Source organism: Agromyces sp. P1_H4, assembly GCF_056405255.1.
On sequence record NZ_JBFUCL010000070.1, the window covers coordinates 1 to 14908 of the forward strand.

The 14908-nt window shown below is 69.2% G+C and carries 14 protein-coding genes; 10 read left to right on the forward strand and 4 right to left on the reverse strand.

What is annotated here, in order from left to right:
- The first annotated feature begins 48 nt into the window (after window positions 1-48).
- From AC1DY2_RS06595 to clpX, 4 genes are all read left to right on the forward strand, one after another.
- Window positions 49-531 carry a tetratricopeptide repeat protein gene (locus AC1DY2_RS06595; RefSeq protein WP_476761694.1) on the forward strand — a complete coding sequence of 161 codons (483 nt, stop codon included), beginning with the start codon at window positions 49-51 and terminating at the stop codon, window positions 529-531.
- A 73-nt stretch (window positions 532-604) separates the two neighbouring features.
- Entirely contained in the window at window positions 605-1192 is a 588-nt protein-coding gene (locus tag AC1DY2_RS06600; protein ID WP_159601647.1) for an ATP-dependent Clp protease proteolytic subunit, read from the forward strand.
- A 25-nt stretch (window positions 1193-1217) separates the two neighbouring features.
- On the forward strand, window positions 1218-1886 hold the full coding sequence (locus tag AC1DY2_RS06605) for an ATP-dependent Clp protease proteolytic subunit (protein WP_476761695.1): 669 nt from the start codon (window positions 1218-1220) through the stop codon (window positions 1884-1886).
- Between the two features lie 83 nt (window positions 1887-1969).
- Entirely contained in the window at window positions 1970-3247 is a 1278-nt protein-coding gene (gene clpX, locus AC1DY2_RS06610) for an ATP-dependent Clp protease ATP-binding subunit ClpX (RefSeq protein WP_309978934.1), read from the forward strand.
- Window positions 3248-3290: 43 nt separating this feature from the next.
- Here clpX and AC1DY2_RS06615 read toward each other — a convergent pair whose 3' ends face one another.
- On the reverse strand, window positions 3291-3575 hold the full coding sequence (locus AC1DY2_RS06615) for a hypothetical protein (protein WP_309978932.1): 285 nt from the start codon (window positions 3573-3575) through the stop codon (window positions 3291-3293).
- Window positions 3576-3728: 153 nt separating this feature from the next.
- Window positions 3729-4853, reverse strand: a complete 1125-nt coding sequence (gene sepH, locus AC1DY2_RS06620) for a septation protein SepH (protein ID WP_476761696.1) — start codon at window positions 4851-4853, stop codon at window positions 3729-3731.
- Between the two features lie 217 nt (window positions 4854-5070).
- Between sepH and AC1DY2_RS06625 the strand changes: the two genes are divergently transcribed.
- Window positions 5071-5364, forward strand: coding sequence for a DUF4193 domain-containing protein (locus AC1DY2_RS06625; RefSeq protein ID WP_056729312.1), 294 nt, complete (start codon window positions 5071-5073; stop codon window positions 5362-5364).
- Here AC1DY2_RS06625 and AC1DY2_RS06630 read toward each other — a convergent pair.
- Window positions 5361-5825 (reverse strand): DUF3093 domain-containing protein, encoded by a 465-nt coding sequence (locus AC1DY2_RS06630; RefSeq protein ID WP_476761697.1) that lies wholly within the window; start codon window positions 5823-5825, stop codon window positions 5361-5363. The genes AC1DY2_RS06625 and AC1DY2_RS06630 overlap by 4 nt on opposite strands.
- A 38-nt stretch (window positions 5826-5863) precedes the next feature.
- Between AC1DY2_RS06630 and dut the strand changes: the two genes are divergently transcribed.
- The 5 genes from dut to dxs all read left to right on the forward strand — a co-directional run bounded on the left by dut (window position 5864) and on the right by dxs (window position 12777).
- Complete coding sequence (dut, locus tag AC1DY2_RS06635) at window positions 5864-6322, forward strand: dUTP diphosphatase (RefSeq protein ID WP_476761698.1); 459 nt, start codon at window positions 5864-5866, stop codon at window positions 6320-6322.
- Window positions 6319-6939: a DUF3710 domain-containing protein gene (locus AC1DY2_RS06640; RefSeq protein ID WP_476761699.1), complete on the forward strand. Its 621-nt coding sequence runs from the start codon at window positions 6319-6321 to the stop codon at window positions 6937-6939. Before dut ends, AC1DY2_RS06640 begins: the two co-directional genes overlap by 4 nt.
- Window positions 6940-6941: 2 nt before the next feature.
- A complete protein-coding gene (locus AC1DY2_RS06645; protein WP_476761700.1) occupies window positions 6942-7733 on the forward strand; it encodes a DUF3159 domain-containing protein in 792 nt (263 codons plus the stop codon).
- 153 nt (window positions 7734-7886) lie between these two features.
- Entirely contained in the window at window positions 7887-10697 is a 2811-nt protein-coding gene (gene acnA / locus AC1DY2_RS06650) for an aconitate hydratase AcnA (protein WP_476761701.1), read from the forward strand.
- Window positions 10698-10830: 133 nt separating this feature from the next.
- Window positions 10831-12777: a 1-deoxy-D-xylulose-5-phosphate synthase gene (gene dxs / locus AC1DY2_RS06655; protein WP_476761702.1), complete on the forward strand. Its 1947-nt coding sequence runs from the start codon at window positions 10831-10833 to the stop codon at window positions 12775-12777.
- A gap of 124 nt (window positions 12778-12901) precedes the next feature.
- Here dxs and AC1DY2_RS06660 read toward each other — a convergent pair.
- A partial coding sequence (locus tag AC1DY2_RS06660) for a 3-hydroxyacyl-CoA dehydrogenase NAD-binding domain-containing protein (RefSeq protein ID WP_476761703.1) occupies window positions 12902-14908 on the reverse strand: 2007 nt, incomplete at its 5' end.

A 14908-nucleotide genomic window follows, 5' to 3' on the forward strand; every position in this document is an offset into this window, starting at 1 on the left:
GGGCCGGACGGATTCGTCCGGCCCCGCATCGTTTCCCCTGGAGGACCCATGACCGACTGGCAGGACCGCGTCGATGCCGTGTGGGCGGCCGTCGACGTGATCGGCGACGACGAGGTGATCCGGCGGATCGACGTGCTCGCCGCCGAGCGTCCCGCCACCGACCCCGTCGCGTGCTTCGAGCGAGCCGGTGCCCGCGACGCGGCCGGCCGCGAGACCGAGGCGGAGGCGCTCTATCGCGAGGCGCTCGCGCTCGGGCTCGCCGGGTCGGAGCGCGTGCAGGCGTGCATCCAGCTCGCCTCGACGATCCGCAACCTCGGTCGTCCCCGCGAGGCGATCGAGCTGCTCGACCTGATCGAGCCCGACGCGGGCGAGCTCGGCGACGCCGTCGTCGCCTTCCGCGCGCTCGCCCTGGTCGACACCGGCGACGCCCGCCGCGCGGCATCCGAGGCGCTCACGGCCCTGGCGCCGCACCTCGCGCGATATCGCGTGTCGCTGTCGGCATACGCGGCGGAGCTCGCGGCATCCGCCTAGGGCGAACAGCCCCGTTCCCGTGTGTTGCACCGGATAGATTCGATGCAACGCGACAACGGAAACGGAGCGACACATGGCCGAACCGACACTGGGACCCAGTGTTTTCGATCGACTGCTGAAGGACCGCATCATCTGGTTGGGTTCCGAGGTGCGCGACGACAACGCCAACGAGATCGCGGCGAAGCTGCTGCTCCTCGCCGCCGAGGACCCGAAGCGGGACATCTTCCTCTATGTCAACTCGCCGGGCGGCTCGATCACCGCCGGCATGGCGATCTACGACACCATGCAGTTCGTGCCGAACGACATCGTCACCGTCGGCATCGGCATGGCGGCGTCGATGGGGCAGCTGCTCCTCACGGCCGGCACCAAGGGCAAGCGCTACATCACGCCCAACGCGCGTGTGCTGCTGCACCAGCCGCACGGCGGCTTCGGCGGCACGGCGAGCGACATCCAGACGCAGGCGCAGCTCATCCTCGACATGAAGCGCCGACTCGCCGAGATCACCGCGGCGCAGACCGGCAAGTCCGTCGAGCAGATCAACGCCGACGGCGACCGCGACCGCTGGTTCAACGCGCAGGAGGCCCTCGAGTACGGCTTCGTCGACCACATCCGGGAGTCGGCGCTCGACGTGTCCGGCGGCGGCGGCACCGAGCAGGCGTAGCACCGAGAGAAGAGAGAACGAGCGAATGAACACCCCTACCTTCGGCGGAGTCGCGAACAACGGCCTGCAGATGCCGGGCTCGCGCTACATCCTGCCGAGCTTCGAGGAGCGCACCGCCTACGGCTACAAGCGCCAGGACCCGTATGCGAAGCTCTTCGAGGACCGCATCATCTTCCTCGGCGTGCAGGTCGACGACGCGTCGGCCGACGACATCATGGCCCAGCTCCTCGTGCTGGAGTCCATGGACCCCGACCGCGACATCATCCTCTACATCAACTCGCCCGGTGGCTCCTTCACGGCCATGACCGCGATCTACGACACGATGCAGTACATCCGTCCGCAGATCCAGACCGTCGTGCTCGGCCAGGCCGCGTCGGCGGCGGCGGTCATCGCTGCCGCGGGCACCCCCGGCAAGCGACTCGCACTGCCCAACGCGCGGGTGCTGATCCACCAGCCGGCGATGGGCGAGGCGGGCCACGGCCAGGCCTCCGACATCGAGATCCAGGCCGCGGAGATCATGCGCATGCGCGAGTGGCTCGAGGAGACGCTGGCGCGCCACTCGAACCRCAGCAAGGAGCAGGTCAACACCGACATCGACCGCGACAAGATCCTCTCGGCCGAGGAGTCGCTCGAGTACGGGCTCATCGACCAGGTGCTCACCTCGCGCAAGGCACTGCCGGCGATCACCCGGTAGTCATTCGATCCAGTACGCGGCGGACGGCCCGGGCTCGGATCTCGGGCTAGGCTCGGAGCAGACTCGTCGACAGGGAGGGTTCGATGGCACGCATCGGAGAGAGCGCCGACCTGCTGAAGTGCTCCTTCTGCGGAAAGAGCCAGAAGCAGGTCCAGCAGCTCATCGCAGGGCCGGGCGTCTACATCTGCGACGAGTGCGTCGAGCTCTGCAACGAGATCATCGAGGAGCGCCTGGCCGAGGCCGGCGAGACCGAGGCCGGCGAGTTCGAGCTGCCCAAGCCGAAGGAGATCTTCGGATTCCTCGAGGAGTACGTCATCGGCCAGGAGGCCGCGAAGCGCGCACTCGCCGTCGCCGTCTACAACCACTACAAGCGCGTGCGCGCCCGCACGACCCTCACCACCGCCGACCGCGCCCACGACGACGTCGAGATCGCGAAGTCGAACATCCTCCTCATCGGCCCGACGGGCTGCGGCAAGACCTATCTCGCGCAGACGCTGGCGAAGCAGCTCAACGTGCCGTTCGCAGTGGCGGATGCCACGGCGCTGACCGAGGCGGGATACGTCGGCGAAGACGTCGAGAACATCCTCCTCAAGCTCATCCAGGCCGCCGACTACGACGTGAAGCGTGCCGAGACGGGCATCATATACATCGACGAGGTCGACAAGATCGCCCGCAAGGCCGAGAACCCGTCGATCACGCGCGACGTCTCGGGCGAGGGCGTGCAGCAGGCGCTGCTCAAGATCCTCGAGGGCACGGTGGCCTCGGTGCCCCCGCAGGGCGGGCGGAAGCATCCGCATCAGGAGTTCATCCAGATCGACACGACGAACGTGCTCTTCATCGTCGCCGGTGCGTTCGCCGGGCTGGAGGAGATCATCTCCTCGCGTGCCGGCAAGCGCGGCATCGGCTTCGGCGCACCGCTGCACAACAAGCAGGCCGAAGCCGAGCTGTTCAGCGAGGTGCTGCCCGAAGACCTCCACAAGTTCGGCCTCATCCCCGAGTTCATCGGGCGCCTCCCCGTGGTGGCGACGGTGACGCCGCTCGACCGCGACGCGCTCATGGAGATCCTGACCGTGCCGAAGAACGCGCTCGTGCGTCAGTACCAGCGCATGTTCGAGCTCGACGGGGTCGAGCTCGACTTCGAGGAGGCGGCGCTGCAGGCCATCGCCGACCTGGCAGTCCTCCGCCAGACCGGAGCCCGGGGCCTTCGGGCCATCATGGAGGAGGTGCTCGGGCCGATCATGTTCGAGGTGCCGTCCTCGACGGGAGTCGCTCGCGTGGTCGTCACGAAGGCGGCGGTGCTCGACAACGCGGCCCCGACCATCGTGCCGCACAAGCCGCGTCGCGCCGAGAAGTCCGCCTAGTCGAGGCGATCCTCATCGCCGGGGGCCGGTCTCCCGAGGCGGATCAGTCGTACACCCGCACGAGGTGCCAATGCGCTCCGTCGTGCTCGACGTCGAAGACATGGGTCTCGCCATCGTCGCTGCTCGCCTGGAACCTCCAGCCCGAGATGGAGAGCGGGACGCGACCCGGACTGACGTCGTGCCCTGAGAACGGGCCCCACCAGTCGCACGGGCCCACCAGCGCCGTCGGCATGTCGGTGACGCGGAAGCGACGCGAGCGCCAGACGAGTCGTTGCGGCTCACCCGCTCCGTTCGTCCACACCTCGACGAACTCCTGCACTCGGGTCATGCACGCCTCCGCTGATTCGAACGTGTGTTCGAATGCTAGCAGCATGCGAGCGCGCCCGAAACGCCGGTCGCGACATCCGCAGCCCGACGACCGCGACGAGGCGACGAGTGTCGCGGCGGAGGAGCGGCGACTGGTGAACGCGGGGGCGCGGGGTCAGGCGAGGTCGTCGTCGGTGCGAGCGCCGAAGACGATCTCGTCCCAGCTCGGCATGGACGCGCGACCCTTCTTGGCGCGCCCCGGGGAGCCGCTCGGTGCCGACGTGGGGGCGGGGTTGGCGGTGCCCGACCCGGAGGATGCCTTGCCGCCCCACAGCGCGCGTGCGCCGTTGCCGGGCTTCTCCTCCGACGGCTTGCCCTTCTCGGCGGAGGCCGAGGGCTCTGCTGCGGCGACGGGCGCGGGAGCGAGCGGCAGCGCGGGCTGCGCCGGCTCGGTCTCGGCGACGGCCGCCTCCCGCTCGCCGCGACGGCGGCGGAGGGCCTCGAGCAGGTCGGCGGTCTCGCCCATCGAGGGGGTCGGCTCGTCGGCGCGCTTGATGGCCGCGCGCGAGGCGGCCGGGCTGGACGTCGTCGGCGTGGCGCGCGAGTAGGGGAGCGGCTCGAGGTGGGGGGCGGTGTCGTAGTCGCCCTGCTCGGGCTCGTCGAAGGTGAAGGCGCCGCTGTCGAATCGCGACTCGTCGGATTCTGGTGCGACGGCACGCAACCGGGGGATGAGGCCGCCCTTGAGCTCGCCCTGCTGCGAGAGCGTGGTGGCCTCGGAGTTCATGGGGTGCAGGGACTGCTTGCGCGGCTCGAAGCCCCATCGGGCATCGTGGTCGATGGTGTCGGCCGTGAACTCGAGCTTGACGATCCAGCCGCGCTCCTCGTCCTTCCAGCTCGCCCAGCGCTCACCGTGTGCGCCGAGCTTCGCCAGTCGATCACGGATGACGCTGCCGAACGTCGCGGGCTCGTCCGCCGGGTCCGCCTCGGCGGCGACGTGGACGGGAACCGCGAGGGCCGACGTCACCACGTGCTCGCGCTCCGCGAGCACCGGGCCCTCGAACCGACGGATGTAGTCGACGGACGCGCCGGTGACCTGCGCCACGTCCTCGGCCGACAGGCCCGAGCGGATGAGCGCCTGCACCTCCCGCGGGGACGGCTTCGGACCGGTGTGGGTCTCGGGTTGCGCCTGGCGGATGCGCGACTGCAGCACCTCGTCGATCTCGATCCGGAAGCGTGCGCCATCGTCGGATGCGGCCAGCAGTGCGCCGTTCTCGACTCCGATTACCTTCAGTTCCTGCATCGCGACAAGCCTTTCGTGCCTTCGTCTCCGCCCAAGGATGCCATGCCGGAACGGCCCGAGTCGGGAATAGCCCGGGCGCGCCGGAAGTTGAGCACGTAGCCGGGTCGATGATCGACCTGGCCCATCGGTCGCAAGCCCCCTGAAGTGGTTTGCTTACGCAACCGATTTGATGCAGACTATGGCCGCCGAATCTTCGGCGATGAGGAAATGGACGGGAATGGCAACGGATTACGACGCACCGCGGAAGACCGAAGACGACTCAGAGTCGATCGAGGCCCTCAAGGAGCGCGTCCCCGACAAGATGTCGGGAGTGGTGGATGTCGATGACGCCGACAACCCCGGTGGTTTCGACCTGCCCGGTGCCGACCTCTCCGACGTCGAGCTCGACGTCGTGGTGCTCCCACCGCAGGCCGACGAGTTCACGTGTGTGAACTGCTTCCTCGTGAAGCACCGCTCGCAGATCGACCACGAGACGAAGCTCGGACCGATCTGTCTGGAGTGCGCCTCCTAGAGGTCGCCCTCCGCAGGCTCAGGCCGTCGTGATCCGTTGATCACGGCGGCCAGTTCTTTGGGTCGGCGGCTCGAGACGAGCCAGTAGGGTGCCGGGTCGGCGGGATCCGTGATCGGCACCCGCACTACGGGGTCCACCCAGCCGCGGATGACGAGGTGGGCCCGGGCGTCGAGTCCGGTGCCCCGCTCCCGCCGGGCGTCGGGGCCCGATGCGGCCATCGCCTCGCCGGTCTGGTCGAGCGAGATCGCCGCACGCCCGGCGTGCAGCATCCGGTCGCGCACCTCGATCACCGGGGCGGTCAGGCTCAGCGAGCCCGCCGTCGCGAGGTAGAGGATGAGGCCGGTCGCGATGCCGGCCGGCATCGACACCGGCGCGAGCACCAGGATGCTCGCCGGGATGAGCAGCAGGGTCGCGATGTAGATCCAGGGGGTCGGCCACAGTCTCTCGCGGTAGTCGGGCATGGATCTATCAGATCAGACTTCTGCACTACCCTCGAACAGTGACCGATTCCGTCGATGTGCTGATCACGGCCGACCGCGTTCCGTCGTACGCCCATCCGGGCGATGCCGGTGCCGACCTCCATGCCGCCGAGTCCGTCGTGCTCGCCCCCGGCGAGCGCGCCACGGTGGGCACCGGGGTCGCGATCGCGCTGCCCGACGGCTACGTGGCCTTCGTCGTGCCGCGCTCGGGCCTCGCGTTCAAGCACGGCATCACGATCGTGAACGCGCCCGGCACCGTCGACGCCGGCTATCGCGGCGAGATCAAGGTCGCACTGTTGAACACCGACGCGAGCGAGCCCTACGCGATCGAGGCGGGCGACCGGATCGCCCAGCTCGTCGTGATGCCGGTGAGCCGCGCGAGGTTCGTCGAAGTCGAGCGGCTCCCCGGGAGCCTGCGCGGCGAGGGGGGATTCGGCTCCACGGGATTCCGGGAGCACAAGTCAGGAGTGAACGCGTGAGCGACATCGAGAACATCGACGACATCCCCGTCGACCACCCCAAGTCCGCGCCCGACGACCGCGCCACCGCCGGTCCGTTCGACGAGGCCGAAGCCAACCCCGTCCGTCCCTACGTGGACCTCGGCGGCGTCAAGGTGCTGCCCCGGGAGGGCCTCCACCTGCGCCTCGAGGTGGAAGAGGGCACCAAGCGCGTCGTCGCGATCGGCCTGGACTACGCCAACTCGACGCTGCAGGTGCAGCCGTTCGCCGCGCCCCGCAACAGCGGGTTGTGGCACGAGATCCGCGCCCAGATCGCCGACCAGATCGCGCGCCAGGGCGGAACGACGACGGTCCGCGAGGGCGCCTTCGGCCCCGAGCTGCTCGCGCAGATCCCGGTCGCCGCGGTCGAGGGCCAGGCCGGCCACATGCGCCTCGCCCGCTTCATCGGGGTCGACGGCCCGCGCTGGTTCCTTCGCGGCGTGATCGCGGGGGAGGCCGCGGTCGACCCGGCCGCCGCCGCCCAGGTCGAAGACCTGTTCCGCTCCATCGTCGTCGTGCGCGGAGCCACGCCCATGCCGCCGCGTGACCTCATCCCGCTCCGCATGCCCGCCGCGTCCTCCGGCGCGCCCACCGTCTGACGATGCCCGACACCGAATCCGAGCCCGAGGGCCAGCCCCGTCGCGACGAGCAGCCGGATGCCGCGGCATCCGATGCGCCCGCCGCGGGCGAGTTCGCCCGGCAGTTCGCCGCGGCCGCGCAGAAGAGTGGCTTGGGCGCGATCGCCCGCGACGAGAAGCTGAGCCCCCGGGACGTCCTCGGCGCGGTCGGCGGGGTGCGCGGCATCCTCGAGGCGCTGCTGCCCGGCCTCGTCTTCCTCGTCGTCTACACGACCCTCACGAGTTTCTCCGGCTGGGACGCGCAGGCGGCGCTGGTGCCGTCGCTCGCGGCATCCGTCGGCCTCGCGGTCGTGTTCACGGTCGCGCGCATCGTGACGAGGAGCCAGCCGACGCAGGCCATCGCCGGACTCGTGGGCGTGCTGGCCTCGGCCGCGCTGGCGCTGTGGACCGGCAACGCCCGCGACAACTACGTCCTGGGGTTCTTCACCAACGCGGCCTACGCGGTGGGCCTCCTGATCTCCCTGCTCGTGCGATGGCCGGCGCTCGGGCTCATCGTCGGCTTCCTGATGGGCGACGGCCTCGCCTGGCGCCAGGACGCCCGCAAGTACCGGGCGGCGCAATTCCTCACGGTGGTGTGGATCGGCCTCTTCGTGGCGCGCCTGGTCGTGCAGGTGCCGCTGTACCTCGTCGACAACGTGGAGGCGCTCGGCGCCACGCGCCTCCTGATGGGCGTGCCGCTCTATGCCCTCGTCGTGGTGTTCTCCTGGCTCGTCGTGCGTGCGGTGTACCCGTCGTCGGCCCCTTCCGGTGAGTGATAGAGTTATCTCGACGTCAAGATAAATCCGTCGCCACGATGGCGGCGGGCCGTGGGACGCTTAGGTGAGCCTTGCTGGTACAGCTCCCGGCCTGACGGAGAAGATGGAGGGTCGCGCGCGGGTTCGCGCGGCATCCGCGAAGGAGAGGACATCGTGTCTGCAGTGAACAGTTTCGGGGCGAAGGACACGCTCCACGTCGGTGACAAGTCCTACGAGATCTTCCGACTCGACACCGTGCCCGGCCACGAGAAGCTGCCGTTCAGCCTGAAGGTGCTCCTCGAGAACCTGCTCCGCACGGAGGACGGCAAGAACGTGACCAAGGAGCAGATCGAGGCGCTCGGCTCGTGGGTGCCCACCGCCGAACCCGACACCGAGATCCAGTTCACGCCGGCGCGCGTCGTGATGCAGGACTTCACCGGTGTGCCCTGCATTGTCGACCTCGCCACGATGCGCGAGGCGGTGGTCGCCCTCGGCGGCGACCCCAACCGCATCAACCCGCTCTCGCCGGCTGAGATGGTCATCGACCACTCCGTCATCGCCGACCTCTTCGGTACCGAGAACGCGCTCGAGCGCAACGTCGAGATCGAGTACGAGCGCAACGGCGAGCGCTACCAGTTCCTCCGCTGGGGCCAGACGGCCTTCGACGACTTCAAGGTCGTGCCGCCCGGCACCGGCATCGTGCACCAGGTGAACATCGAGCACCTCGCGAAGGTCATCTACGATCGCGACGTGAACGGCGTGACCCGCGCCTACCCCGACACCTGCGTCGGCACCGACTCGCACACCACCATGGTGAACGGACTCGGCGTGCTGGGCTGGGGCGTCGGCGGCATCGAGGCCGAGGCGGCCATGCTCGGCCAGCCCGTCTCCATGCTCATTCCCAAGGTCGTCGGGTTCAAGCTCTCGGGGGCCATCCCCACGGGCGTCACCGCCACCGACGTCGTCCTCACCATCACCGACATGCTGCGCAAGCACGGCGTGGTGGGCAAGTTCGTCGAGTTCTACGGCTCGGGCGTGGCCTCCGTGCCGCTCGCCAACCGCGCGACCATCGGCAACATGAGCCCCGAGTTCGGCTCGACGGCGGCCATGTTCCCCATCGACGACGTGACGATCGACTACCTCCGCCTCACCGGGCGCAGCGAGGAGCAGCTCGCACTGGTCGAGCAGTACGCCAAGGTGCAGAAGCTCTGGCACGACGCCGCGAGCCAGCCGGTCTTTTCGGAGTACCTCGAGCTCGACCTCTCGACCGTGGTGCCCTCGATCGCCGGCCCGAAGCGCCCCCAGGACCGCATCGTGCTGTCCAACGCCAAGGCGCAGTTCGAGTCCGACCTCACGAACTACGCCGAGATCGACCATGACCTCGTCGACCTCGAGGGATCGGAGTCCTTCCCGGCATCCGACCCGCCCGGCAACTCGCCCGAGGACGAGTACAGCCAGCACGAGCACCACCACCACAGCCACGCGCCGGCGACGGCGTCGAAGCCGACGAAGGTGGCCCTGCCCGACGGCCAGAGGTTCACGCTCGACCACGGTGCGGTCACGATCGCCGCGATCACCTCGTGCACGAACACGTCGAACCCGTCCGTCATGCTCGCCGCCGGGCTGCTGGCTCGCAACGCCGTGAAGAAGGGCCTGAAGGCCAAGCCGTGGGTCAAGACCACGCTCGCGCCCGGTTCGAAGGTCGTCACCGACTACTACGAGAAGGCGGGCCTGACCCAGGACCTCGAGGACCTCGGCTTCTACACCGTCGGATACGGCTGCACCACCTGCATCGGCAACTCCGGCCCGCTCATCGAAGAGGTCTCGGCGGCCATCAACGAGAACGACCTCGCCGTCACCGCGGTGCTCTCGGGCAACCGCAACTTCGAGGGTCGCATCAACCCCGACGTGAAGATGAACTACCTCGCGAGCCCGCCGCTCGTGATCGCGTACTCGCTCGCCGGCTCGATGAACTTCGACTTCGAGGTGGACGCCCTCGGCCAGGACAAGGACGGGAACGACGTCTTCCTGAAGGACATCTGGCCGGATGCCGCGGAGGTGCAGTCCACGATCGACTCGTCGATCAACAAGGAGATGTTCACGCACCAGTACGCGAGCGTGTTCGAGGGCGACGAGCGCTGGCGGAACCTGCCGACGCCGACCGGCGCGACCTTCGAGTGGGATGCCGAGTCGACCTACGTCCGCAAGCCCCCGTACTTCGACGGCATGACCATGGAGACCACTCCGGTCGCCGACATCGTCGGCGCCCGGGTGCTCGCCAAGCTCGGCGACTCGGTCACGACCGACCACATCAGCCCCGCCGGCAACATCAAGGCGGACAGCCCGGCCGGCCGGTACCTCGACGAGCACGGCGTCGACCGCAAGGACTTCAACTCCTACGGCTCGCGCCGCGGCAACCACGAGGTCATGATCCGCGGCACGTTCGCGAACATCCGCCTGCGCAACCAGCTCCTCGACGGCGTCGAGGGCGGCTACACGCGCGACTTCACGCAGGCCGACGCGCCGCAGTCCTTCATCTACGACGCCAGCCAGAACTACCAGGCGCAGGGCACCCCGCTCGTCATCTTCGGCGGCAAGGAGTACGGCTCCGGCTCGTCGCGCGACTGGGCGGCGAAGGGCACGAGCCTCCTCGGCGTGAAGGCGGTCATCACCGAGAGCTTCGAGCGGATCCACCGCTCCAACCTCATCGGCATGGGCGTCGTCCCGCTGCAGTTCCCCGCGGGGGAGTCGGCCGATTCGCTCGGCCTCGACGGCACCGAGGTCGTCTCGATCTCGGGCCTCGAGCAGCTCAACGAGGGCGTCACGCCGAAGACGGTGCACGTCACCGCAACGCCGAGCGAGCACTCGCCCGCCGGCAAGCAGGCCGTCGAGTTCGACGCGGTGGTGCGCATCGACACGCCCGGTGAGGCGGACTACTACCGCAACGGCGGAATCCTGCAGTACGTGCTGCGCTCGCTCGTCTGACGCACGTGCGCAGCATCGGGGCGGCCGGCGATTCGCCGGCCGCCCCGATCTCTTCCCGGCCACTCAGGCGGCCCGGCGTAGACTCGATTCGATCCGCGGCCGCTGCCGCCCCACTGACCCGGAGGCATGACCCATGACCCTGCTCGAGCACATCTCGGGACCACGCGACCTCGACGCGTTGAGTCACGAGCAGCTCGAGCAGCTGGCCGCGGAGATCCGGGCCTACCTCGTGGCATCCGTCTCGAAGACCGGCGGGCACCTCGGCCCGAACCTCGGCGTCGTCGAGACGACCCTCGCGATCCACCGCGTCTTCGAGTCGCCTCGCGATGCCATCGTGTTCGACACGGGGCACCAGTCGTACGTGCACAAGCTGCTGACCGGGCGCAAGGACCTGTCGACGCTGCGCCAGACCGGCGGGCTGGCCGGCTATCCGCAACGCTCGGAGTCCGAGCACGACATCGTCGAGAGCTCCCACGCGTCGAGCTCACTCTCGTGGGCCGACGGCATCTCCAAGGCATTCGAGATGACCGGACAGGGCGACCGCCACGTCGTCGCCGTCGTCGGCGACGGCGCCCTCACGGGCGGCATGACGTGGGAGGCGCTGAACAACATCTCCGACGACAACACCCGCAAGCTCATCGTCGTCGTCAATGACAACGGGCGGTCGTACGCCCCGACGATCGGCGGCATGGCACGCTTCCTCAACACGGTGCGCACGAGGCAGTCGTATCGGTCGCTCCACCAGTCCAGCCGCAAGGCGTTCGACCGGCTGGGCTCGCCCGGCCGGGCGTTCTACCGCGGCGTCCGCGGCGGCCTGCACGGGTTCCTCAGCCGGTTCAGCGGCAACGAGGCCCTCTACTCGAACCTCGACATCAAGTACATCGGCCCCATCGACGGGCACGACGAGCGCGCCATGGAGGAGGCGCTCCACCAGGCCAAGGCCTACGGCGCGCCGGTGATCGTGCACACGATCACCGACAAGGGCCGCGGATACGAGCCCGCGCGTCGCGACGTCGCCGACCAATTCCACGCGGTGGGGCAGATCGACCCCGAGACCGGAGAATCCCTCGAGTCGGCGTCCTCGCCGTCGTGGACGAACGTGTTCGCCGACGAGCTCGTACGGCTCGCCGAGCGCAACGAACGCCTCGTCGGCATCACCGCCGCGATGCTTCGCCCGACGGGACTGCACCGCATGGCGGAGCGGTTCCCGAACCGGGTCTTCGACGTGGGGATCGCCGAACAGCATGCCGCGACCTCTGCCGCCGGGCTCGCGTTCGGCGGCTTGCACCCGGTGGTCGCCGTGTACGCCACCTTCATCAACCGCGCGTTCGACCAGGTGCTGATGGATGTCGCGCTGCACAAGGCCGGTGTCACCTTCGTGCTCGACCGTGCCGGCGTCACCGGCCCTGACGGGCCCAGCCACCACGGCGTCTGGGACCTCTCGATCCTGCAGGTGGTGCCCGGCATCCGCATCGCCGCGCCGCGCGACTCGGTGCGGCTGGCCGAGGAGCTCGGCGAGGCGGTGGCGGTCGAGGACGCGCCGACCGTGCTGCGGTTCCCGAAGGGCACCGTGGGCGTGGACTACGACGCGATCCGGCGCACCGACGATGGCGTCGACGTGCTCGCCGAGTCCGGTCGTCGCGACGTCCTGCTCGTCACCGTCGGACCCATGGCGGGCATCGGCCTCGACGTCGCGCAGCGGCTCGAGGCGCAGGGCATCGGCGCGACGGTGGTCGACCCCCGGTGGGTCGTGCCCGTGCCGGCCAGCGTGATCGAGCTCGCGCGCGACCACCGCATCGTGGTGAGCCTCGAGGACGGCATCCGCGTAGGCGGCATCGGCACCCGGATCCGCCAAGACCTGCGCGAGGCCGGCGTCGACACGGCGGTCACCGAGATCGGCCTGCCCGACGAGTTCCTCGAGCACGGGTCGCGGGGCGACATCCTGGAGCGCGTCGGCCTGACCCCGCAGCACATCGCCCGCGACGTGACCGCGATGGTGCTGGGCTCGAAGCTGCCGCACGCGCGCGGCGCGGGCCTCGAGGCCGTGTCGAGCGACACCACGCCCCAGCCGCGGGTCTGATTCCGATCTCACCGCCCGGCCCGAGCCGCGGGTCGCGTTCAGTCCGACCGCTCACCCGCGGCACGTCAGGACACGAGAACGGCCCCCGGCGAATCGCCGGGGGCCGTCACTTCGTGCGCGCGACCTACGCGGACACACCCTTCACGGGCGGGTGGTGGAAGGTGTCGCCGAAGACGCGCTCGGACGCGCCCACCCGGTCGAGGTAGGGCGTGACGCCGCCCATCTGGAACGGGAAGCCGGCGCCCAGGATGAGGCAGAGGTCGATGTCCTCGGGAGCTGCGACCACCTCACCGTCGAGCATCAGCCGAACCTCGCGTGCGAGGCCGTCCTGCAGGCTGACGAGGATCTCATCGGCGCTGCGCGGATGCGTGCCACCTGACACGATCTTCATGGCTCCCTTGTCGAAGCCCTTGACCTTGCCCTTGTCGTCCTTGTCGAGGAGCTTGCCGTACTCGGCGAGCTTGTGGAGGTTCTCGCTGCGGTAGAAGCGGTCGGGGAATGCGGCGTGGTGGGTGTCGAGCACGTGCGCTCCGACCTTCAGCCCGACGAGATCGAGCAGCGCCGACGGCGCCATCGGCAGGCCGAGCGGGGCGATCGCCTGGTCGACGGTCTCGAAGGAGGTGCCCTCATCGACCGCGCGCATGGCCTCGCCGAGGAGCACCGCGAGGAGGCGGTTGACCACGAAGCCGGGAGTGTCGGCGGTGATGACCGCGTTCTTCTTGAGGTTCTTCGCGGTGACCATCGCGGTCGACAGGGTCGCGACATCCGTGTGCGGTGTCTTCACGACCTCGATGAGCGGCATGACCGCGACCGGCGTGAAGAAGTGGAAGCCCACGAGCCGCTCGGGATGTGCGAGCTTGGCGCCGATCTGCTCGACCGACAGCGACGACGTGTTCGTCGCGAGCACGGCCTCGGGGGAGACGAACTGCTCGATCTCGGCGAACACGTCCTGCTTGATCTGGAGCTCTTCGAACACCGCCTCGATGACCCAGTCGCAGTCGGCGAAGTCGGCCTTGTCGGTGGTGCCTGTGACGAGCGCCTTCAGGCGGTTGGCCTCATCGGGGGAGATACGGCCCTTCGAGAGGAGGGTGTCGATCTCGTCGGCGATGTATGCGACGCCCTTGTCGACGCGCGCCTGGTCGATGTCGGTGATGACGACGGGCACCCGGAGGCGGCGAACGAAGAGCAGCGCGAGCTGGCTCGCCATGTAGCCTGCGCCGATGACGCCGACCTTCGTCACCTTCTTCGCGAGCTCCTTGTCGGGCGCTCCGGCCGGCCGCTTCGTGCGCTTCTGCACGAGGTTGAAGGCGTAGACGGATGCCTGGAGCTGGTCGCCCGCGATGAGGTCGGCGAGCACCTCGTCCTCGCGCTGGAATCCCTCGGCGCGGCTGCCGCTCTTCGCCGCCTTCATGAGGTCGAGGGCGGCGTACGGCGACTGGGGAACGGAGCCGATGCGGCTCTTCAGCATCTTCGTCGCGATGCCGATCGCGGCATCCCACTTCACGAGGCGTTCCACCTTGCCGGGCTCGTGCGGCCGCTTGACCTTGACGCGACCGGAGATCACGTCGTCGGCCCAGCGGATCGAGTCCTCGAGGTAGTTCACCGACGGGAAGATGGCGTCGGCGATGCCGAGGTCGAACGCGTCCTGCCCCTTGAGGGTGCGGTTCTGCTTCAGCGGGTTCTCGATGACGACCTTGAGGGCGTTCTCGATGCCGATGAGGTTCGGGAGGATCGTGGCGCCGCCCCAGCCGGGGATGAGCCCGAGGAACACCTCGGGAAGGGCGAGCGCCGGGACCGAGGCATCCACCGTGCGGTAGTCCGCGTGCAGGCCGATCTCGACGCCGCCGCCGAGGGCGAGGCCGTTGTAGAACACGAAGGACGGCACCCCCACCTCGCCGATCTTCGCGAGCGCGTAGTGGCCGAGCTGCACGAACTTCTTCGCCGTCTCCTTGTCGGGGATCTCGGCGACCTTCGAGAGGTCGGCGCCCGCGGCGAGGATGAACGGCTTGCCCGTGACGGCGACGGCGTGGATCTCGCCGGCGGCGGCCCGCGCCTTCAGCCCGTCGAGCGTGTTCGCGTACTCGAGGAGCGTGGCGGCGCCGAGCGTGTTCGGCCGGGTGTGGTCCCGTCC